Source organism: Streptomyces sp. NPDC104096 (genome assembly GCF_055584385.1).
This window is the reverse complement of record NZ_JBVJMD010000001.1, coordinates 79915-100042: the sequence shown is the minus strand read 5'-3', so window position 1 is coordinate 100042 and position 20128 is coordinate 79915. Positions and strand designations below refer to the sequence as shown.

General features: G+C 70.4%; 20 protein-coding genes. 3 read left to right on the top strand and 17 right to left on the bottom strand.

What is annotated here, in order from left to right; translation table 11 throughout:
- Positions 1-12: 12 nt before the first annotated feature.
- Positions 13-318, bottom strand: a complete 306-nt coding sequence (locus tag ACZ60B_RS00505; RefSeq protein ID WP_469382984.1) for a hypothetical protein — start codon at positions 316-318, stop codon at positions 13-15.
- A 392-nt stretch (positions 319-710) separates the two neighbouring features.
- Here ACZ60B_RS00505 and ACZ60B_RS00500 point away from each other — a divergent pair, with 392 nt between their 5' ends.
- The gene (locus tag ACZ60B_RS00500; protein ID WP_469382982.1) at positions 711-1760 is read left to right on the top strand and encodes a chitinase; all 1050 of its coding nucleotides are present in this window, start codon (positions 711-713) and stop codon (positions 1758-1760) included.
- A 41-nt stretch (positions 1761-1801) separates the two neighbouring features.
- Here the strand turns inward: ACZ60B_RS00500 and ACZ60B_RS00495 are convergent, their stop codons facing one another.
- The 16 genes from ACZ60B_RS00495 to ACZ60B_RS00420 all read right to left on the bottom strand — a co-directional run bounded on the left by ACZ60B_RS00495 (position 1802) and on the right by ACZ60B_RS00420 (position 17236).
- Positions 1802-2443, bottom strand: coding sequence for an amidohydrolase family protein (locus ACZ60B_RS00495; RefSeq protein WP_469382981.1), 642 nt, complete (start codon positions 2441-2443; stop codon positions 1802-1804).
- Between the two features lie 7 nt (positions 2444-2450).
- Complete coding sequence (mqnC, locus tag ACZ60B_RS00490; protein WP_469382979.1) at positions 2451-3665, bottom strand: cyclic dehypoxanthinyl futalosine synthase; 1215 nt, start codon at positions 3663-3665, stop codon at positions 2451-2453.
- Between the two features lie 148 nt (positions 3666-3813).
- A complete protein-coding gene (locus tag ACZ60B_RS00485; protein ID WP_469382977.1) occupies positions 3814-4548 on the bottom strand; it encodes a prepilin peptidase in 735 nt (244 codons plus the stop codon).
- Positions 4545-7547, bottom strand: coding sequence for a BTAD domain-containing putative transcriptional regulator (locus ACZ60B_RS00480; RefSeq protein WP_469382975.1), 3003 nt, complete (start codon positions 7545-7547; stop codon positions 4545-4547). Before ACZ60B_RS00480 ends, ACZ60B_RS00485 begins: the two co-directional genes overlap by 4 nt.
- A 91-nt stretch (positions 7548-7638) precedes the next feature.
- The gene (locus tag ACZ60B_RS00475; RefSeq protein ID WP_469382973.1) at positions 7639-8163 is read right to left on the bottom strand and encodes a hypothetical protein; all 525 of its coding nucleotides are present in this window, start codon (positions 8161-8163) and stop codon (positions 7639-7641) included.
- 43 nt (positions 8164-8206) lie between these two features.
- Positions 8207-8677 (bottom strand): pilus assembly protein TadG-related protein, encoded by a 471-nt coding sequence (locus ACZ60B_RS00470; RefSeq protein WP_469382971.1) that lies wholly within the window; start codon positions 8675-8677, stop codon positions 8207-8209.
- On the bottom strand, positions 8674-9117 hold the full coding sequence (locus tag ACZ60B_RS00465; RefSeq protein ID WP_469382969.1) for a TadE/TadG family type IV pilus assembly protein: 444 nt from the start codon (positions 9115-9117) through the stop codon (positions 8674-8676). The genes ACZ60B_RS00470 and ACZ60B_RS00465 overlap by 4 nt, the downstream gene beginning before the upstream one ends.
- A 45-nt stretch (positions 9118-9162) precedes the next feature.
- Positions 9163-9582, bottom strand: coding sequence for a TadE family protein (locus ACZ60B_RS00460; protein ID WP_450664253.1), 420 nt, complete (start codon positions 9580-9582; stop codon positions 9163-9165).
- A gap of 93 nt (positions 9583-9675) precedes the next feature.
- On the bottom strand, positions 9676-9927 hold the full coding sequence (locus ACZ60B_RS00455; RefSeq protein ID WP_469382967.1) for a hypothetical protein: 252 nt from the start codon (positions 9925-9927) through the stop codon (positions 9676-9678).
- 89 nt (positions 9928-10016) lie between these two features.
- Positions 10017-10937, bottom strand: coding sequence for a type II secretion system F family protein (locus ACZ60B_RS00450; RefSeq protein WP_469382965.1), 921 nt, complete (start codon positions 10935-10937; stop codon positions 10017-10019).
- On the bottom strand, positions 10934-11971 hold the full coding sequence (locus ACZ60B_RS00445; RefSeq protein ID WP_469383532.1) for a type II secretion system F family protein: 1038 nt from the start codon (positions 11969-11971) through the stop codon (positions 10934-10936). Before ACZ60B_RS00445 ends, ACZ60B_RS00450 begins: the two co-directional genes overlap by 4 nt.
- Before the next feature lie 5 nt (positions 11972-11976).
- Entirely contained in the window at positions 11977-13284 is a 1308-nt protein-coding gene (locus ACZ60B_RS00440; RefSeq protein WP_469382963.1) for a CpaF family protein, read from the bottom strand.
- Positions 13281-14129 (bottom strand): hypothetical protein, encoded by an 849-nt coding sequence (locus ACZ60B_RS00435; RefSeq protein ID WP_469382962.1) that lies wholly within the window; start codon positions 14127-14129, stop codon positions 13281-13283. Before ACZ60B_RS00435 ends, ACZ60B_RS00440 begins: the two co-directional genes overlap by 4 nt.
- 16 nt (positions 14130-14145) lie before the next feature.
- Entirely contained in the window at positions 14146-14859 is a 714-nt protein-coding gene (locus ACZ60B_RS00430; RefSeq protein WP_469382960.1) for a hypothetical protein, read from the bottom strand.
- Between the two features lie 668 nt (positions 14860-15527).
- Positions 15528-16541 (bottom strand): hypothetical protein, encoded by a 1014-nt coding sequence (locus ACZ60B_RS00425; RefSeq protein WP_469382958.1) that lies wholly within the window; start codon positions 16539-16541, stop codon positions 15528-15530.
- 26 nt (positions 16542-16567) lie between these two features.
- A complete protein-coding gene (locus tag ACZ60B_RS00420) occupies positions 16568-17236 on the bottom strand; it encodes a hypothetical protein (RefSeq protein WP_469382956.1) in 669 nt (222 codons plus the stop codon).
- A 1116-nt stretch (positions 17237-18352) separates the two neighbouring features.
- Between ACZ60B_RS00420 and ACZ60B_RS00415 the strand changes: the two genes are divergently transcribed.
- On the top strand, positions 18353-19000 hold the full coding sequence (locus tag ACZ60B_RS00415) for a hypothetical protein (protein WP_469382954.1): 648 nt from the start codon (positions 18353-18355) through the stop codon (positions 18998-19000).
- Positions 18988-20028, top strand: coding sequence for a hypothetical protein (locus ACZ60B_RS00410; RefSeq protein WP_469382953.1), 1041 nt, complete (start codon positions 18988-18990; stop codon positions 20026-20028). The genes ACZ60B_RS00415 and ACZ60B_RS00410 overlap by 13 nt, the downstream gene beginning before the upstream one ends.
- Positions 20029-20128 lie beyond the last annotated feature (100 nt).

Sequence of the window (20128 nt, the reverse complement as noted above, 5' to 3'; positions counted from 1 at the left end):
GCTGCGTTCCCGTCAGTTGGCGGCCGCGGCGGCGGACGCGGACGAGGTCGGGTCGGCGGCACCTGAGGGCAGTGCCGACGGGGTGCCGCCGGGGCGGCCGATCCGGTTGCCGATGCCGCCGTCCGGCCGCAGGCCGCCGGGTCCCTGCACGCTCTGCGCGGTGTCCCCGAACGGCAGGAGCGAGGACGGGTTCAGCGAGGTGCCCCACCCCATGAAGGCGGCGCCGAGCACACCCGCGTACGCGAGGCAGACCACGCCCAGGAGGACGCCGATCCGCCGCAGCAGCTTCGATCTGCGTCCCGAGTTGTCAACGAACACGGGCCCCTCGACGGAGGCGTTGCCGCGTTTGCGACGGCGACCACGGTCGGCGCCACGACTTTCGATGGCAGTCTCTGAATGCATTCCACGGATATTAGGGACGCTTTATGTGCCAACCCCTTCGACTTCCCTGTGAGCCCACTATGAGAGGCACTCCAACCTGTCTTTTCACTAAGAGAAACCGTAAATCCCGACGCCCCCTGTCGCCCGCACGGGCGTATCGAATGCCCCTTTCGTACGGGCGTTTCGCCCAACTTGCCCACACCTTTCCATGAAATTCCTGTGAGATACCTGTGCACGAAAGACCACAGCGTGATGTGAGACATTTCCATACGGCAATCACGCTTTGTTTCCATCCTGAGACAGAAATCACGAGAGCGGGTGCATACGCAATGAGGAGTTTCCTGAGGCCGATGGCCGGGCTGGCCTGCCTGTTTGCCATGGCCACGGCGGGCTGCTCCGCGGGGTCCGGCGGCACGTCGGACGCGGCACCCGCGGCGCCGGAACAGTCCGACTCCTCCCCCTCGGCGGGTGCTTCGGACAAGGGTTCGGGGGGTGCCTCGCAGACCCCGTCGTACGAGCCGTACGTCAGCGCCGAGGAGGCCTCGGCCAATGACTCGGCCGGCTCCCCGACGACGTACAACCTGGCTTTCGTGATCTCGGACGGCAGCTGTACGCCGAAGTGGAACGGCACCTCGGCCGTCGGGGACCCGGCGGTGAAGTCCCGGATCGCGAAGCTGACGAAGTCCGGCGCGAGCGTGCGCGTCTCCTTCGGCGGGGCCTCCGGCAAGGAACTGGCGTCGGTCTGCGACAGCGCCTCGAAGCTGGCGGACGCCTACGGCCGGGCGCTGGACGCGGCGGGGGCGACCCAGGCCGACTTCGACATCGAGGGCACCCAGCTGGCCGACTCCGGCTCGGTCGCCCTGCGCTCCCGGGCGATCGCCGAGTTGCAGAAGGACCGGCCCGGCCTGCGGGTGTCCTTCACCCTGCCGGTCATGCCCAGCGGCCTCGACGCCGAGGGCCTGGCGCTGCTGAAGTCCGCGAACAAGTACGACGTCCAGGTCTCCGTCGTGAACATCATGACGATGAACTACGGGGAGTCGTACACCGCCGACATGGGCGACTACGCCCTCACCTCGGCCAAGGCCACCCACACCCAGCTGAAGGAGGTGTTCGGGCTGTCCGACGCGGCCGCCTGGCGGGGGATGGCCCTCACCTCGATGCTCGGCGTGAACGACGTCGCCAACGAGACGTTCTCGCTGTCGGACGCGGCCCAGGTGCGGACGTTCGCCGAGGAGAAGGAGATCGCCTGGGTGTCCATGTGGTCCACCTTCCGCGACCAGCAGTGCGAGGACGGCCGGGCGTCGCGGGACGACGCCGCGACCGACTGCAGCGGGGTGAAGCAGAGTTCGGGGGCGTTCGCGGAGGCGTTCTCGGGCTAGGGCCTTTCGTCTGGATCAGCCCGGCGTCGGCACCATCAGGATCACCGGCGCCGGTGCACCAGCCGTCCCGCGACGACGGTCGCCACGCAGGTCGCGGCCCCGCGCCCCAGCAGCGTGACCTCGTCCGGGACGTCGAAGACGGCGAAGGTCGCGACACCGGTCGGCAGCAGCGGCCCCACACCGGCCTCCGCGAGGCTCCCGGCGGAGGCCAGCGGGTCCAGGGACGGCGCCCCGGCGGGCGGCGCCGGACGCTCCACGGTGAGCAGCCCCGCCCGGCGCACCGCGTCCAGCACGGCGGGCCGCGCCAACTCCCCCGCCACCGCGACGGTTCCGTGCGCCAGCATCCGCTGCACACCGCGCCGGGCGCTCGCACCCCAGCGGGTGTCGGTGGGCGCGAGCGCGGCCAGCGCCTCGCCGGTGAGCGGTTCGGTGCCCAGTTCGTCGGCCTCGCGCGGGTCGGGATGGTAGGCCCGCTCCAGCAGTTCGGGCCCGTACGGATTCAGCAGTCCCGGCGTGAGCAGTCCCGGCCAGCGGCGGACGCGGGCCGTCGGGTGCCCGGCCGCCAGTTCCCCGTACGGGCCGACGGCCGCCAGCTCCCGGCCGTCGACGAGCACCGCGCCGTCCGGCAGGGCGGGCCGCCGGCCGTCCGGGATCAGCAGGTCGGCGGCGTGGATCGTCAGCACGCGCTGGTCAGTTGGAGGCCAGCAGCTTCAGCTCGGGATGTGCCGTGCCGCCCTCGATCGCCGTGGAGGAGATGTGCGACATGACGCGCTCGTCCACGGGGTCGTTCGCCGGGTCGTCGTGCACGACGACGTGCTCGTACGTCGTGGTCCGCTGGGCCGGGACCCGGCCCGCCTTGCGGATCAGGTCGATGATCTCCATGCGGTTGGAGCGGTGCTTGGCGCCGGCGGAGGAGACGACGTTCTCCTCCAGCATGATCGAGCCGAGGTCGTCCGCGCCGTAGTGCAGGGACAGTTGGCCGACCTCCTTGCCGGTGGTCAGCCACGAGCCCTGGATGTGGGCGACGTTGTCCATGAACAGCCGCGCGATGGCGATCATCCGCAGGTACTCGAAGAGCGTGGCCTGGGTGCGGCCCTTCAGGTGGTTGTTCTCGGGCTGGTAGGTGTACGGGATGAAGGCCCGGAAGCCGCCCGTACGGTCCTGGACGTCACGGATCATCCGCAGGTGCTCGATGCGCTCGGCGTTGGTCTCGCCGGTGCCCATGAGCATCGTGGACGTGGACTCGACGCCGAGCCCGTGCGCGGTCTCCATGATCTCCAGCCAGCGCTCGCCGCTCTCCTTCAGCGGGGCGATGGCCTTGCGCGGCCGCTCCGGGAGCAGCTCGGCGCCGGCGCCGGCGAAGGAGTCGAGTCCGGCCTGGTGGATCCGGGTGATGGCCTCCTCGACCGACACCTTCGAGATCCGGGCCATGTGCTCGACCTCGCTCGCCCCCAGGCTGTGGATGACGAGCTGCGGGAACTCCTTCTTGATGGCGGAGAAGTGCTTCTCGTAGTACTCGACGCCGTAGTCCGGGTGGTGGCCGCCCTGGAACATGATCTGGGTGCCGCCCAGTTCGACGGTCTCCGCGCAGCGGCGCAGGATGTCGTCGAGGTCGCGGGTCCAACCCTTGTCGGTGTCCTTGGGGGCCGCGTAGAAGGCGCAGAACCGGCACGCCGTGACGCACACGTTCGTGTAGTTGATGTTGCGCTCGATGATGTACGTCGCGATGTGCTCGGTGCCGGCGTACCGGCGGCGGCGTACGGCGTCGGCGGCGGCGCCCAGCGCGTGCAGCGGGGCGTCACGGTAGAGGACTAGCGCCTCCTCGGGCGTGATGCGTCCGCCCGCCGCCGCGCGGTCGAGCACGGCTGTGACATCAAAAGACGTGGGCTCGGCCTTCTCGGTCACCGGAGCATCCCCTTCGTCACGGGTTGTGGACGGACCGAACCAGCCTACGCCAGGCCTTTTCCCGCCCCGGCCGCACCCGCCCGCTACACGGTCGCACCCACCCGCACCGGACGGCGGACGCGGGGGCAGCACGCGGCCGCCCCCGCCCTCAGGCCGAGTACGCGCCGATCAGCAGCCCGGCGAACGCGCCCGCGATCAGGAAGGGCCCGAACGCGATGGACGTCTTGCGCCCGGCGCCCCGCGCGACGACGAGGACACCCCCGTACACGGCCCCGAAGAGGAACCCGGCGAAGGTGCCGAGCAGCACCGTCGGCCAGCCGTACCAGCCGAGGACCGCCCCGACGCCGAGCGCCAGCTTCACATCGCCGAATCCCATGCCGCCCGGGTTGACGAGGAACAGCACGAAGTACCCGCCGCCCAGGGCGAGGGCGCCGTACAGCGCGGTGAGCCAGGTGCCCGCGTGCTCGGGCGCCAGGGCGGCCGCGCCCAGCAGGGCGAGGGCGGCGGCGGCCAGCGGGAGGGTCAGGACGTCGGGCAGCCGCTGCACCCGGAAGTCGACCACCGCCAGCAGCACGCCGACCGGTGCCAGCAGCAGCCAGACGGCGAGTTCGGGCCGGGTGCCGGTGGCGGCGGCGAGAGCGGCGCAGACCGCGGCGGCGGAAAGGGCGAGGAGGGCCGCACCGGGGCCGTACCGTGCCTCGGCGCGCGGGCAGCGCGCGCACCGCGCCGGTCCGGTCCAGCCGCGCAGCGGATGCCCGCCCGGACACTCCCGGCGCCACGGTTCGCCCGACGGCACGGAGAAGCGATGGGCGGCCCGGGGCAGCAGCGCCCCCGTCGCCGCACCCCACAGGGCGGCGACGAGGACCAGCGCGGTGCTGCTCATCCCGCCGCGGCGACGCCGTCGCGCCAGGTCGGCAGCAGCTCGTCGAGCAGCGCCTCGGTGCGCGGCGGCAGACCGCGCGCGCCGCTGCGCCCGACGAGGTCGGCGGCGAGCACGGTGAGCCGGTCCGTGTCCTCGGTGGCGTGCGTGGCGCGCAGCAGCTCGTGCCAGAGCCGCTCGTCGTCCGAGGCGGTCCGCACGGCCGCGTTCAGCGCCTCGATGGCCTTCTCCGCGCGGCCCTTCTCCAGGTGGAACTCGGACAGCGCGAGCCCGATGTCGGCGACGAGCAGCGGCAGCTGGGCGTCGACGATCTCGTGGGTGAGCCAGCGGTAGCGGCCCTCGGCCCGGTCGGCGAGCAGCGGCCCGCGCACCAGCACCAGCGCGTCGGTGAGCAGCCGGCCGCGCACGACCCGGCTGTCGACGCCCTTGCCCTGGGTGGCCTCGTGGTAGAGGGAGCGCAGCACGTCCAGGTCGGAGACGACGGACCGGGCGAGGGTGAGCCGTCCGGTCGCGTCGGCGGTGAGCCGGGGCGAGCCGTCCGGGTCGGTGCCGAGCCAGGCCCGCAGCCGTTCGATCAGCGCGTCGCGCACGTCGTCGGTGACCCCGCGCGGCCACAGCGCGGAGGACAGCACCCGCGGGTGCACGCCCTCGCGGTGCAGCAGCAACAGGGCCAGCGCCTCGTGCAGCAGCGCGCTGCGCTCGTCCTCGGGGGCGTCCAGACCGATGATCTCGTACGAGCCCACGAGCCGCGCGTACACGGCCGGACGGCCCTGCTCGCTGATGTCGACCAGGAACGGCGGGGTCGTCGTCGGCCCGTCCGGGCCGTGCTCGGGGTCCGCCTGTACGAACAGCTCGACGACGGCCTGCTGTTGGGCCACCGGCAGCATCTGGGCGGCCAGTTCGAGGCCGAGCAGCGGGGCGCGCAGGGTGCCGTCGCCGCTGATCTCCATCTCCCAGGCCGCGCCGGGCAGCCGGCCGGTCTCGGTGCCGACGAGATAGCCGATGCCCAGCCGGCTGGCGTCAGCGGCGAGTTCGGCCAGCTTGACGGCGTCCTCGGCGGAGGGCTGGGCGGCGAGCAGCACCAGGTGCGGGGCCCAACGGGTGTGCTGGGCGGGGCCGGTGCGCCCGGTGAGGACGGAGTCGTGCCCGGCGGCGCCGAGCGCGCCCCGGCGCTGCCGGGTCTCCGCCTCCATGGCCTCGACGAGCGCCTCGATGCCGTCGAGGTGACGCAGCCGGTTGGGCGCGAGCGGGGTGAGGTCCTCGCCGAACCCGACGAGCGTGATGGTCATCCGGTCCGACCAGCCGTTGGTGGCGAGTTCGGCGGCGACGGAGGCGAACACGGCGGCCCGGTCGGCCTCGCGGCCGCTGAGGGAGACGATGCCGGGCACGGCCTCCAGGTTGAGCAGCAGCCGCGAGTCGTCCATGGTGCCGAGGCTGACCAGGCCGGGGTACGGGGCGGCGGTGTCGAGGTCGTCGTACCGCGCGGCTTCGGCGCGGGTCAGCACCCAGAAGGTCTGGTCCTGCCCGAGCTGCCACGGCGCGGGCGGCTTGCCCGCGGGCTGGGCGAGCTGGAGGTGCAGGTCGCCGTTGCTGAGCCAGGCCGCGTACACGGTGGGCAGGGCGCGCGACTCGTCGGCGAGGGCGGCGGACAGGCCGCGCAGCGAGCGGTCGAGGAGCCGTACGCCCTCGGGGTCGGCGCCGACCAGCAGCGCGTCCTGGACGTCGAGGGCGTCGCCGGTCGGGGTCGGCGGCTCCATGCCGCGACGGCCGCCGACGGCACCGATGGCCGACTGCCACAGCGCCTGTCGGCGCCGGCGGCCGAGCGCGCCGAGCAGACCGGCGGCGAGCAGCGGCGCGCCGAGCAGTGCCTCGGGCAGTCCGAACGCCTGGTCGCCGGAGTCGGCGGAGGCCGTCCGCCCGTGCTGCTGCGCACCGTCGCCCGCGGGCCGCTGTGCGGGCAGCGACGCCTCGGAGGCGCCGGCCCCCTGCCGGTGCCCGCCGCCCTGGGCCTGGTCCCCACCCTGGGCCTGGTCCCCGGACTTCGCGTGGTCCCCGGACTTCGCGTGGTCCCCGCCCGCCGCCTGGTCGCCGGACTTCGCGTAGTCGTGGATCTGCTGCTGGACCTCGGGCGAGACCGCGGCACCGGCGTCCGGCATCTCCACGAGGTCACCGCCCCGCGCGTCCCCCGGCATCTCCATGATCCAGCCGGGCCTGATGAGACTGGCCTCGGACAGCCGCGAACCGTCCGGCTGCACACGGTCCTTGTTGAGCTGGTAGATCTCCTTGTACCGGCGGCCGTCGCCGAGGTGCCGCTGGGCGACCTCCCACAGGGAGTCGTGGTGGCGCCCCTCGGGCGGCTGGATCCGGTAGAACTTCGTGGCGCCCGCCCTGGCCGTACCGCTGTCGGCGTCGGCCTGCGCGTGGGACGCCTGTTCGGCCAGGGCGGCGGCGGTGGACGCGGCCTGCTCCTGCTGCTGCGCGAACAGTCCGGGCGTCGCCTGCGCGGCGGCCACGGTCCCCTTCTGGTTGCCCTCCATGCCGTGCCCGAGCTGCGAGAGCCCCGGGGTGAAGCTGGCGGCCGTGGCCCCGACGAGCAGCAGCGCGGCGACGAGCTGGCGGGCGAGCAGCTGGCTGGGCCCGGACCCGGGCACCCGCCCCGGCACGCCCACGCCCGACACCGCCGCCTTCACCTCGACGAGCACGCACGCGGTGAACTGCGCCCAGGCCAGCCAGACCACGACGGTCAGGATGTGCAGGAACGTCGTGACGGTTATCTCCTGCTGCAGCCAGTCCAGGCTCGGCGCCTCGCTGGGCAGCGGCCACCCGACCTCCACGGCCAGCGCCCCGGGCACACCGACGACCAGCGCGAGCAGGGCGACGAAGGCGAAGAACGCCTTCACGAAGTCCCCGAACGTGCGCCGCCGCAGCCGCACGGGCTGCGGAGTGCGGTTCCGCGGGCCGGTCGGGCTGCCCGTGGAGCTTGGAGTGCTGCGTCGCGCCATGGCGGGTGTCCTGGGTGGTGTGGAGACGGGGGTGGACTACGTCGAATCTTATGGACTGCCGCTGACACCGGGTAAGGGCAGCGACAGCGCCCTAGTCGGCACCGAGCGCCGCGCCGAGCGCGGTGAGGAAGGCCGCACGGTCCCGGGTCGGCACCATCAGCGCCTCACCGCCACGCGTCACGAGCACCGCACTGTCCATGCCCATCGGCACGGACCAGCCGCCGCCCACCAGACGGGGGTTGCCGAGGTCGGCGGCGCGCAGACCCGGGACCGGGGCGTCGACGGCGCCCGCGGAGGTCGCGAGGCGCTGGACCACGCCCGGCCGCGCCTGCCCGGCGGCCTCCCGCACGGACGCGGGGTCGAGGTCGGTGAGCGCGATCCGCTCCCGGCCCACCCGCAGGGTCTCGTCGTCGATCCGGATGCGGTTGTAGACGTACTTCGACAGCGGGACCGCGTTGAAGGGCACCCAGATCAGCACGAGGAACATCGCCGACATCGCGAGCCACAGCCCGAGGTCGTCGGGCAGGCTGCCCACGGCCATCCAGGCGATGCCGACGACGTAGAGGACCGTGGTGACGGTCAGCCACGTCCTGGGGATCTTCTCTTCGTACCGCATGGGGGATTCCGTTCCTCTGCTCGTGCTGCTCGGCGGGGCCGGCTCAGCCGACCTCGTTCTCCGCCACCGCCTGGCCGTGGACGACCACGTTCCCGCCGTAGAACATTCCGGTGAAGACCGGCGAGTACGTCAACTGGATCTCGACCTGCACCCGTTGGGCGTCGGCCGCGACACAGTGGCTGGCGGCGATGTCCGCGCCGTTCATGTCCATCTCGCGGGCGAAGGTCTTGACCCGCGTGTCGCAGTTCTGGAAGTTGATCGGCGCGGGCCCGTTCTCGTTCTCGTAGAGGGACCCGCGGTCTATGTCCTGGGCTGCGAACCGGGCCGCCTGTTCCGCGATGTCGGCGGCCCGCTCCCGCTTGGAGATGGACAGGCCGCCGTCGATGACGAACGCCGACAGGGACAGGAAGACCAGCGCGAAGATGATGACCGCGCCGGCTCCGGAGCCGCGGTCGTCCAACTGCGGGCGCCGGGCGGCCCACCAGCCGCGGCCCGCGCGCACGAGTTCTCTCACGCCGTCCTCCGGAACGGGTCCAGGGGTGAGCTGAAGCTCGCCGTCAGCGTGGTCGGCACGTCCAGGCCCAGCATCGCCAGGCCGCGCACCTCGCAGCTCACCCGGACCGTGAAGATGGTGTCGGGCTCGAAGCCCGCGCTGGTCTGGGTCACCGACACCGGTCCGGAGCACACGTCCGTCAGGTCGGCCTCGGCCGCCCTGCGCGCCTCGGCGATGGCCGTCCCGTGGTCCTTCTGGATCGACCCCGCGCGGGCCGCGTCGCGGGCCGCGCCGTCGAGCGCGCCCCGGCCGTCGACCAGCTGCCCGAAAGCCACCAGCACCAGGATGAACAGGATCATCACCGGGGCCAGGATCACGACCTCGACGGTGGACAGACCGCGGTCGTCGGCCCGCACGTTCCGCGTGACCCGCGCGACCCATGCCCCCCGGACATCCCGCATGTCCCGTGTACGGCGCCTGCCCGGCCGGGGAACCGTGGAGTCCATCTAGTTCCCCCCGTCCCGCACGAACCGCTCCACCGGCCCCGACGACTGCGCGTGCACCGTCAGGTCCAGCCCCGGGAACACCGTCGGCACCCGGGCCGTGATCTCCACCCCCACGGTGTTCTGCTCCGGCTGGAGCAGCGACACGTCGGGCGCGAGCACGAGCTGCGGGCCGAGCTGCCTGATGTAGGTGTCGACCACGCCCCGTGCCTCGCCCCGCCACTCGCCGGGGTGCTCGTCGGCGGTGGCGCGGGCCTTGCGGGCCCCGGCCTGGGCGGCGGCCTGGGCCACGTGGTCGGCGAAGAAGTACAGCGCGAACTGCACCGTCGCGAAGATCATGAAGAAGAGGACGGGAGTGAGCAGCACGAACTCGATCGCCGTCATGCCGGAGTCGCCGCGGGTGGATGCCGCCTCACGCGTCATCGCCACCCTGCGGCGTATCCCTCTGCCTACGCCCACGAGCAACCCCGTCACCCCGTATCCCCGCATTGCGAACTCCGGACCCCGTACGTCCGGTCAGCAGGTGCCGCTGGCGTTCGCGCCCTTGATGCAGTCGCCGACCTTGTTGGCGCCGTCGCTGAGCGCGGCGTTGATGATCGCCGCGACCACACCGACGATCGCCACCACGACCGCGGAGATGATGACCCACTCGACCGCGGAGGCGCCGCGGTCCAGTTCGCCGGAGCGGGCACGCTCGACGCGGGCCTGGAGGAAGGCGACCAGGAAGTCCACGGCCGGCATCCCCGTGCTGAAGTTCCGTCCGTTCATGATGAGTTGTCCTCTCGAATGCGATTTCACTGCGAGTGTGGCCAGTTGAGCCTAAGCGCGGCAGTTCTGGAATCGGTGTCAGCTCTGTGTCACACCTGGAACACCCGCATCGCCGCGGGGAAGATCAGGAACACCAGGAACCCGGCGCACAGCAGCAGTTGGGCGACCAGCATCGACTGCGACTTCTCGCCCGCGCTGCCCTCGATCTCGGCGAGCTCGCGGTGCCGCATGGTCTCGGCGCGCGAGGCGAGCGACTCGCGCACCTTCGCACCGTCGTCGGCGACCAGGGCGAGGGAGGCGGAGAGGTCCTTGAGCTCCTCCACGCCGATCTCCTCGCCCAGCTGGCCGAGCGCCTGCCACTGGCTGATACCGGTGATCCGGGCGTCGGCGAGGGCGTTGCGGATGCGCTGCGTCGCCCAGCCGTCGGAGACCTCCGCCGCCGCCATCAGCGCCTCGGGCAGACCCCGGCCGCCGGCCAGGCTCATCGACACCAGGTCGAGGTAGGCGCCGATCACCCGGCGCAGGTCGCGGCGCTTCTCGGTGGCGTCCCGGCGCACCTCGAGGTCCGGCAGGAAGAAGAACAGCGCCCCGCACAGCAGGGCCAGCCAGACCGGGATGACGGGGCTGGAGCTGAAGCCGAGCTGCCACACGATGGCGAACAGGAAGGGCCCGAAGAACAGCCCCGCCGCCGACAGCAGCACCTTGGTCGCCAGGAAGCTCTCCCAGCTGCGGTCCAGTACGGCGAGGTCCGCGCGCAGCGACCGCTGCTCCCAGCCCTGCTGGAGGTAGAAGTCGGAGACACGGGCGCCGACCTGGGCACGCAGCGAGCCGAGGCGGCCGCTCTCCTGGGTCTGGCGGGACGACTCGTACGCCGTGCCGCGCGCCCGCAGCGCGTCGATCCGCGCGACCTGCGCGACGGCGCTGCGCTTGGACGGCATCAGGGCACGGATGAGGGCGTAGACGCCCAGGCCCAGGACCGCGCCGACCGTGATCGGCATCGTCAGGTTCACCGGCGTATCCCTTCCTCCGGACGAAGCGGCGGGGACTGGCCCGGCGGGACCTGTCCCGGCAGCGGCTGGCCCGGCCCGCCCTGACCCGTCTGCGGGGCCGGCATCCGGGGTCGTACGAACTGCACCGCGGACTCGTCGCGCACCAGGAACCGCTCGGGCGTCTCGATGGTGGACAGCTTGCGCAGCCACCAGAAGCCCAGCGCGAACAGGCCGCAGACCACGGCGAGGACCAACTGGCCGACCGCGGTGCCGTACGGCTCCACGAAGTCGCGGTTGAAGACGGCCAGGCCCAGCACGAAGGCGACCGAGACCGCCACGACGATCTGCACCGAACGGCGGGTCGAGGCACGCTGGGCCATCACGCGCTGACGCATGTCGACCTCCTCGCGCGCCGATTTCGCCAGCGCGCCCAGCACCTGGCGCAGACCCGGTCCGCGCAGCCGCGCGTTGAGGATCAGCGCCGCGACGATGATGTCCGCGGAGGCGTCGTCGATCTCGTCGGCGAGGATCTGGAGCGCGTCGGGCAGCGGGGTGCGCGCGCGCAACCGGTCCACCAGGGCGTCCAGATGGGGGCGCAGCACCGGGGCGGCCGCGCGGGCCGAGGCCGGGATGGCCTGCTCCAGGCCGACCGCGCCGGCGATGGTGTCGCGCAGCGACTCCGTCCAGGAGGCGAGGGCCTCCACCCGGCGCATCGCGGTCCGCTCCTCGCCGGCACCGCCGAACAGGCGGTCCCAGAAGAAGACGAGCACGCCCGCCGCGATACCGGCCACCGCCCAGCGGGTCAGCAGCAGCACGACCAGACCGATCACGGCCGCGAGCGAACCGCGCTGTCCGGCGAACCGGAGCAACTCGCTCGCCCGCTCGCTGGCCTTCTGCTTCTCGTGCGCGGGCTTGGCGGGCAGCCCGCGGATCGCGACGACGAGCAGCGCGAGTCCGCCGCCGACCGCGACGCCGGAGCCGATCGCGTACATGACGGTGGTGGAGAACAGTCCGCCCAGGGAACCGGGCGAGCCGAGCGCCGTGTAGGACGTCATCGCGCTCACCCCCAGCTTCCGTGGGGCTGGTAGCCGTAGGCGATCAGTTCCTCCAGGCAGGCTATGGGGGCGTGCGGGACGACCCGGCCGTCCGGCGCCTCGGCGAACACCTCGCTGGACAGCACACGGCCGTCGACGCCGTTGACCTCGCGCACGGAGGTCACCACGCGCTGGAGGCGGCCGCCGCTCTGGTAGTTGTTGCGCCGCTGGATGAAGACGACGAAGTTCACCGCGCCCGCGATCAGCATCTGGCTGGCCTCGATGGGCAGTCGCTCGGACGCCTGGAGGGCGTAGGTCGAGATGCGGTTGAAGACCTCGTGCGAGCTGTTGGCGTGGATCGTGGACAGCGAACCGTCGTTGCCCTGCGACATCGCGTTGAGCATCGTCACGATCTCGTCGCCGAGCACCTCGCCGACGATGACGCGGGAGGGGTTCATACGCAGCGACCGGCGCACCAGCTCGGCCATCGCGATGGCGCCCTGGCCCTCGGAGTTGGGCAGCCGCTCCTCGAACGCCACCACGTTGGGGTGCAGTTCGGGGAACGTGTCGAGGCCGAGCTCCAGCGCGCGCTCGACGGTGATGAGCCGCTCCTGCGGCGGGATCTCGTTGGCGAGGGCGCGCAGCAGCGTCGTCTTGCCCGCGTTCGTGGCCCCCGCGATCATGATGTTCTTGCGGGCGCGCACGGCACAGGCCAGGAAGTGCCCGAGCTCCGGGGCGATGGTGCCGTTGCCGACCAGGTCGGAGATGAACACCTTGCCCATACGCGCACGACGGATGGACAGGGCGGGGCGGCGGGCCACGTCCATCACGGCCGACAGTCGCGAACCGTCCGGCAGCCGCAGGTCGAGCTGCGGGTTCGCGGAGTCGAACGGCCGTGACGACAGACCCGAGTAGGCGCCCAGCACCTGGATGAGCTCGATGAGCTCCTCGTCGGTCTCGGCGACCGGATCGCCCTTGACCTCGCGCCCGTCCGCGTACCCGACGAACACCTGGTCGCAGCCGTTGATGTCGATGTTCTCGACCTCGGCGTCGTCCAGCAGCGGCTGGAGCCGGCCGACCCCGAACAGCGCGGCGTGCACGGCGGCCGCGTACTGCTCCTCGGTCTCCGCGTCCAGCGGCGTACGGCCCGCGTTGATCTCGGTGCGGGCGTGGTCCTCCAGGATCTGGGCTATGACGGCGCGTGCGTAGTGACGCTCGTCCTCGCTGGACATCGGCGTGACGCCGGAGACCTGGTCGAGGCGGCGCTGCTCGGCGATACGGTCACCGGCGTCCTGCCGGAACCGCTTGACCAGCTGGTGGTCGACAGCGGTCATCGGCCGGCTCCCGCATGGCCGGTGACCTGGCCCTGCTGCGGTACGGACCAGGCGGCGCCGTACTGCTGGTAGAGGTCGGCGGCGACCTTGCGGGCCGAACGGATCAGCAGCGACTTGTCCAGCCGGCCGCGCCTGCGGCCCGCGAGCTGCTCGGCGCCCGCCGTGTCGTCGGCGATCGTGCCGACCACCCGGGCGCCGGTCTGGGCGTGCACGAGCATGTCGTTGACCTGGTTGACCAGCTTGCCCGCGTCGGACGGGTCGGCGACCAGGACGACCCCGATCACCGGGTTGCCCAGGCTCGCGGCACCGCGCGGACCGCCGTGCAGCTTCGCCGACAGGGCGGCGGCCCGGTCCCGCACCCGGGCGATGGCCTCGGGCTCGGTACGGGAGATCAGCAGCACCAGCGCCGCGTGCGGGAACAGCTCCACCGCCGGGGTGTCACCGCTGATCCGGCCGCAGTCGGCGATCACGTCGGCGGGCGCGTTCGGGGAGTCGGCGAGCGTGGCGAAGGCCTGTCCGAGCGTCGGCCACAGCCCCGCGAGACCGGCGGCCTGCTCGGCGATCCCGAGCCCGACCACGACCTCCAGACCGCCGCTCAACGGCTGCACATGGTCCCAGAGTTGATCCGGTACGAGACCACGGCGGGCGGTCGCGGCGATCGACAGCATGCCTATGTTCGGGTTGAGCTGCCCGCCGTGCGCGGCGGCACTGCGGTACACGAGGTCGCCGCCCGCCGGGTCGGCCTCGACCAGCAGGGAACGCCGCGGCCAGACCGCCGCGAGGGCGACGGCCGCGGTGGTGACGCCGGGAGAACCCTTGTCAGCGGCCAGAGCGATGAGAGCCATGGGTCCGAAGCCGCCTTCAGCTACTGGGGACGAGAACGATGGCCACTTCGCCGTTGGACGCGGCCTGGGCCAGCGCGGCGGCCTTGTCGCTGTCGACGACCAGCGTGACCGGCAGGTTGGTGCTGCTGATCACGTCGTCGCCCTTGGCCGGCTGCACATAGCTGACCCGCGCCTTGTCGACCAGCAGCGAGTTGTCGCCCGCGGCCGAACCGCTCGCACCCGAACCCGAGCTGCTGCGGGAGCCGACCCGGTACGCCGCCACGACGTCCCCGGACTCCAGGTTCGACGGGTACTGGCCCTCCTTGAGGGAGAGACCGACGGTCGCCTTGCCGGCTTCGAGCTTGCTTCCGTCGCCGAACATCTCCCCGACGGCCACCACACCCTTGGGGATGGTGCTGACGGCCTTCAGCTTCGTCAGCTGGTCCAGCTGGGACCACGGCACATAGTGGATGCCCGCGTCCTCGGCGACCAGGACGGACGTCGTGTTGGACTTCGACACCGAACCGCCCGCCGGGATCTCCGCCGTGATCTTCACGACCTCGATGCGGTTTCCGGCCTGGAGCACGAGCATGGTCGCCCCGAGCGCCCCGACCAGGATCAGCAGCACCGCCAGCGCGGCCAGCGCGGGCTTGCGCTCGCGCGGCGGCGTGGGAAGCCGGTCACCGACCGACGTCTGAGTCGGTGTCGCGGGACGACCCGCGCCCGCCCCCGTACGCTCCTGGATCTTCACGCCACCGCTCCCCGTACAACCAAGAAATCGTCTGCCAATTTCTTTGCATTCATTGCAAATCCGGACACTTTCCCCGTCATCCCGTGTGCGGGACGCACCGAACACGGTTCCCCGGTCGGGCAGTCGGACGAAGCGAGGCCGAGTGTCAGGCGCTCGCACGGTATCAGCCGCACATAAGCCCCTCAAGGCGAGCCGGGACCCTCAAAACGCGCCCGGACCGCCCTTGTCGAACTGCAACGCCCGCCCACAGCAGCCCAGTTGAGTACGCATCTCCGTCAACTCCGGTCCGGTGTGCGGCTGCGAATCCGTTGCCGCTCCGTCATATTGCCGATCTCACAAGACTGGACCTCATTTGTCACCACCTGGTCATAGGGCCCGCACGATTCACCCACGCCCCCCGACCCGGCCGACCGCCCGCACACCAACTCACCTCCCCGAGTGAACCCCTGTCACATGCCGGACCGGCCGGGGCCCGCCGCCCTGCCGTTTCCGCACAGGGCCGGCCCATCCCGCGGGGCGACGCATCGCCCCGTCGCGGTCAGGGACGGCGAGGACCACCAAGGGCTCGGCTCGACTCCGATCGACCTCGGGCCGGCGACTCGAACGCGGCCGTCACACGGACGGGCCTCCTCGCCGAAGGCGAAGAGGCCACGTGCTGTCCGCGTCCCCTACCGGTTGACGGCCTGGATCTCGTGCACGGTCACGTCCTGCTCGACCGTCGACAGCCCGTCGGGCAGCCCCGGCTGCCTCGCCGGACCGTCCGGGTCGGCCGAGTCGGTCCAGGTGACCTTCCAGGTGATCGACGCCTTGAACGGGTAGGTGCCGTCACCGGAGGAACGGCGGTACGTGACGTTGCAACCGGCGTCCGCGCTGTCGACCGTGTACCCGCCCTTGCCCTTGACCAGGTCGTACGAGCAGGTCTGCGGGTCGGCGTCGGCGGTGCCGGCATCCACCTTGAGCGCCACGGGGGTGGCGACCGTGGTCGCCGCCATCGCGACGCCCTTGTAGTCGATGCTGGCGGTCGTCCAGACCCGGTCGAAGTCGCCCTCGAACTTCACCCGCGTACCGAGGTTCACCACGAGCCGGTCCGCAGCCGGGCTGAGCACCACGGGCGGCTTCGGCAGCTTGGTCGAGTTGTAGGCCAGCTGGGAGAGGATCTCCGGCGTCAGCTTGTTGGGGTCCGGGGCCGGGTCGGCCGGCGGGACCCAGATCTCCCAGTTGTCGGTCGTGACCGGACACGCGGTGGTGTAGTCGTCGTTGCGGAACTTCACCTGCCACCACAGGCCGTCGTCGCCCTTGTGGTACTTCTCCCCGTCCCGCTTCTTGGCATAGCTCGCCGCAGGCTCTTGGGCGCCGTTGTACGCGGATTTGATGAACTCCTCGTACTCGTCCGAGGTGTACATCGGCTCGTACCAGCACACCGGGGGCTTCCAGTTGGCGTTGGAGGAGGTGGCCGTGGTGCTGCCACCACCCGAACCGGGCTTGCTCTGCTTGATCTGGATGTGCGCGCCGATGGTGCCGCCACCGGAGTCGGCGCCGGAGTCCGTGCTGGTGTTGTCGGTGGTGCCGGTGCCGCCGCTGCCACCACGAGTGTCGTCCGCGTACGCCGGAAATGCCATTCCCAGCGCCACGACGAGTCCAGCGACCGCGGCCGTCCGCAGGACCGGCCGCACAGTCTGCACCCGCGACCGCGTTCCTGCTCTTGTCCCTATCCCTGCACGCACGAGGGGTCCCCCTTCTTCCAGCTCTGTCGTGTCACCTGCCAGTCACCGGCCGAGTCCTTCGACGCCTGGAGCGTGTACAGGACATAGCTGTTGTCGCTCGGCGAGGTGCGCAGCACCTTCTGCGTCTTGATCTCCTTGCTGAATGCCTTGCTCTGGTCCTCGCAGTAGGTGACGGCGGCCGTTTTGCCCTCCGCGACGTCCGTCACCTTGAAGTTGTAGTACCGGTAGCCGCCTGTGAGCGTGAGCCCGTCCTTCTTGAAGTCCGCTACCTGCTTGGCCCAGTAGGTGTAGGCGGAGCCCGCGAAGTACCGGTTCAGGTTGGCGCTCTGGCTTTTGCCCTGCGCGAAGGCCTCGATGTTGGCCTGGGTGGAGTACGCCGCATCCCGCAAGATCGCGTCCTTCGTCGCGTCACTGGTGGAACTCCGGTCCACGGTGATCGTGAGACCGGAAGGGAGGTCGAAGGTCGGCGCGTTCTTCTCGGCCGCGGCGGAAGCGGAGGCGGACGGCGAGGCGGAGGCGCTCTCCTCCGAACCCGCCCCCTTGATCTTGTCGTTGTCCGAACCGTGGCCCGAATCGCTGCTGCAACCGGCCACGGAGAAGGCGACGGCAGCGAGAAGGCTTGCCGTGGCGGCCCTCTGTCGTGTGGTCAGCATGTCGTTCGTCCTCAGAACTAGGTGATCGGCTTGCCCAGGGATGATCCCACGTGGGCCGAATCGAGCACCAAGCTCACGACTGGACTGATGCGACACCGTGAAGTTCGTGAAGCCCCCTTCACACAACCACCCACCAACACCCCGATGCACAGGCAAACCCCGAAGGCCCCTACCTCCTCCCCTACCGGGCCCACCCAGCACCCGACGGTCGGGCTGGCGCGGCAACTGCCCCCGGGCACACCAGGCTCCCTCAAGGCCACACCCGAGGCACCCTCTCCCTGCCGCCCGTCCCTCTTACGTGTGAAGTCGATCTCCAGCCAAGCGAGCCCAATGTCCCAGTCGGGAAGGCACCTCGACACCCTCCATGGCCGGAATCCATCCCACATCGCGACAACAGTCGCACCGGCATGCGTATTTCACCCCACTAAGCTCCCACTTGCCCGCCTCCCGGATTGCCTCGAGGCATAACCGTCGGCCCCACCCGGCGACGCTCCGAGCGGGCTGAACTGGTCTGCCGTCCATCGGAGAGCCGACTGTGAAACGCCTAGCACCTGTCGAGCCCATGCGCGCTCGGGGCACGAACAACGCGCCCGACATTCGCCGCCGTGCCGCTGGTGCGTAACGGAGAACAGATCACCCTGGGGCCCGGTTGTTCCGAGTAGCACCGTGGCAGAGGCGGCGCACTGACTTGGCGATCAGCGATTTGCACGAAACGAGGAACCACCTTGGCTGACCCCAAAAGCCGGCAACTCACGCACCGAGCGGCCCAACTACGCGCTCTGGCAGAGGACATCGCAGCGATGGCAGACGCAGCGCAGAAGTTCGTCATCACAACCATGAAAACTTGGTCAGGACCACACGCGGATCGCGTCCGGGGCGAGCTGAAGGCCTGGCGATCGAAGTGCGCACAGGTCGCTGAATCACTGCGCCAGGAAGCTCACAAGTGCGATCAGTCCGCGAAGGAACACACGCAGCCAACTCCCTGAGCCGGAGAACGAAGCGTGATTGCCAGTGGGGCACGTGATTACACGCCTGGTCGGACGCGATCTGCCCCCGGCCCCTGCACGCGGCTCTCCAATTCCCTTGACTTGCCCCTCATCCCACTGGGAGCCGACCATGAACCGCCGCTCTTTACCCACTGCTGTCGTACTTGCCGCAAGCACAGCCATGTTGCTGACCGCGTGCGGCAACGGAACCGACTCGCCCAAGAGCAATGACAAGATCGAGGGCGCTCAACAGAGCGGGACGAATTCCGCGTCACCGACCCCTGCATCTGACACCGGCCGCCCAGAGCTGACACTCCCGAGCGACATCACAGAGGCCTTCGTAGGCTGGACGACCGGCGACGCGGCCAGGGATGCGATCCTCACAGATGCCGGGCGGGCCCAGACCGCTGTGACACACGCTGTCGTCAAGGGGGATCCCGAGGATCCGGGCCTGAGGTTCTACCAAGCAGACACGGCGCTCGCGGGCAGCCAGGACTGGGTGAAGTTGATCGTCGACTCCGGATCCACCTTCACTGGCACAGTTCGCTACTACGCGCCGAAGATCAGTATCTTCGGCAAGAAGTCGGCGGCCGTGGCTTACTGCTCAGACGAGAGCAAGGCCTTCAACAAAAACCGAAAGACGGAGAAGGTCGAAGAGACGCCTGTCTCGAACGACTCCTACGTCATGTACAGCACGCGCCTGAAGAAGAACGCACAGGGTGTCTGGCAGACCACGAAGCTCGAATCCGAACGAGGGAGCAAGTCGTGTGCGCCCTGAGCAAGCTGGTCGTGATGGGTATCATGACCGGATTCTGCGCCCTAATTCCGAGCACAGCAGCGGCAGGTTGGGGCCCATCAGGCCAAGCGAACAGCGTCAAGGCCGTGTCGAGCGGCAGCAAAAGCGGCGGCGATCTCGTCTCCATGGTCCGGTTTTCCGGTAGTACTGCCGGAGACAACAGCAGTGGCGTCGGGAACCTGACACCCGTGGGCGAGTGGAAGCCGCCGGCCTGCTGGTACGAGCCGCGTAGCGCGCGGGAGTTCTCGACGCACGTCGAGCGCATGTACGACGAGACCGTCAACGCTCCGGGTCAGGCGAACTATGCCAAGGCCAGCGTCGGCGAGTTCCGCAACACCTACAAGGACGGCCAGTACCAGAACTACAACCTCGACAAGGCGGATGAGGGCAGTTGGTGGGTGGCCGTCCATGACGAGACCCGCTGGATGGAACCCGAAGCCCAAGCCTGCGACAGAGCGCCGTTCTGGGTCGAGACCGGTGATACCCCCGATGTCCCCCAAGCCGTCACCTCGCAGGTGCTCGCCGGGCTCGCGTACAACAGGCTCCATCTGCCGGACACCAAGCTCACCCTCGCGCCGGCCGCCGCCACCAAGGTCAACCTCCCCACCTGGGCCTGGCTCGACAAGGCAGAGTTCAGAGAAGTCTCCGTGACTGCCTCCCTCCGAGCCGCCGGCCTCAACGTCCAGGCAACGACGACAGCGAAGCCGATCTCTCTCAAGCTCGAACCGGGCACCGGTGACGCCGCGACGTATCCGGCTTCGGGTATCTGCACACTCGGCGCAGGCGACACGATCGGTCAGCCCTACGCCAGGGGCAAGGCCGATGAGACTCCCCCGTGTGGCATCAGGTACCTCCGCTCCTCTGGCGCCGGACCATACAAGCTGCGGGCAAGCGTTACATGGCAGATCAACTGGACCGGAACAGGTGGAGCGGGTGGTGTCCTTCCTGATGGCACATTCGGAAGCACTCAGGACGTCACCGTGCAAGAAATCCAGGCGGTCAACCGCTAGGCGATCGCGGACATAAGCGCCTGGAACAAATCTGCCAGCGGAACATCGCGGCGAGCACCTGTGACGGCATCGCCAGGTGACCCTCACACGTGAGCACACT

Excerpts from the sequence above, each read along its gene's own strand:
- ACZ60B_RS00500 (WP_469382982.1), top strand. The coding sequence starts at position 711 with ATGAGGAGTTTCCTGAGGCCGATGGCCGGGCTGGCCTGCCTGTTTGCC.
- ACZ60B_RS00485 (WP_469382977.1), bottom strand. The coding sequence starts at position 4,548 with ATGAGCAGCACCGCGCTGGTCCTCGTCGCCGCCCTGTGGGGTGCGGCG.
- ACZ60B_RS00480 (WP_469382975.1), bottom strand. The coding sequence starts at position 7,547 with ATGGCGCGACGCAGCACTCCAAGCTCCACGGGCAGCCCGACCGGCCCG.
- ACZ60B_RS00475 (WP_469382973.1), bottom strand. The coding sequence starts at position 8,163 with ATGCGGTACGAAGAGAAGATCCCCAGGACGTGGCTGACCGTCACCACG.
- ACZ60B_RS00465 (WP_469382969.1), bottom strand. The coding sequence starts at position 9,117 with ATGCGGGATGTCCGGGGGGCATGGGTCGCGCGGGTCACGCGGAACGTG.
- ACZ60B_RS00460 (WP_450664253.1), bottom strand. The coding sequence starts at position 9,582 with ATGACGCGTGAGGCGGCATCCACCCGCGGCGACTCCGGCATGACGGCG.
- ACZ60B_RS00455 (WP_469382967.1), bottom strand. The coding sequence starts at position 9,927 with ATGAACGGACGGAACTTCAGCACGGGGATGCCGGCCGTGGACTTCCTG.
- ACZ60B_RS00445 (WP_469383532.1), bottom strand. The coding sequence starts at position 11,971 with ATGACGTCCTACACGGCGCTCGGCTCGCCCGGTTCCCTGGGCGGACTG.
- ACZ60B_RS00440 (WP_469382963.1), bottom strand. The coding sequence starts at position 13,284 with ATGACCGCTGTCGACCACCAGCTGGTCAAGCGGTTCCGGCAGGACGCC.
- ACZ60B_RS00435 (WP_469382962.1), bottom strand. The coding sequence starts at position 14,129 with ATGGCTCTCATCGCTCTGGCCGCTGACAAGGGTTCTCCCGGCGTCACC.
- ACZ60B_RS00420 (WP_469382956.1), bottom strand. The coding sequence starts at position 17,236 with ATGCTGACCACACGACAGAGGGCCGCCACGGCAAGCCTTCTCGCTGCC.
- ACZ60B_RS00415 (WP_469382954.1), top strand. The coding sequence starts at position 18,353 with ATGAACCGCCGCTCTTTACCCACTGCTGTCGTACTTGCCGCAAGCACA.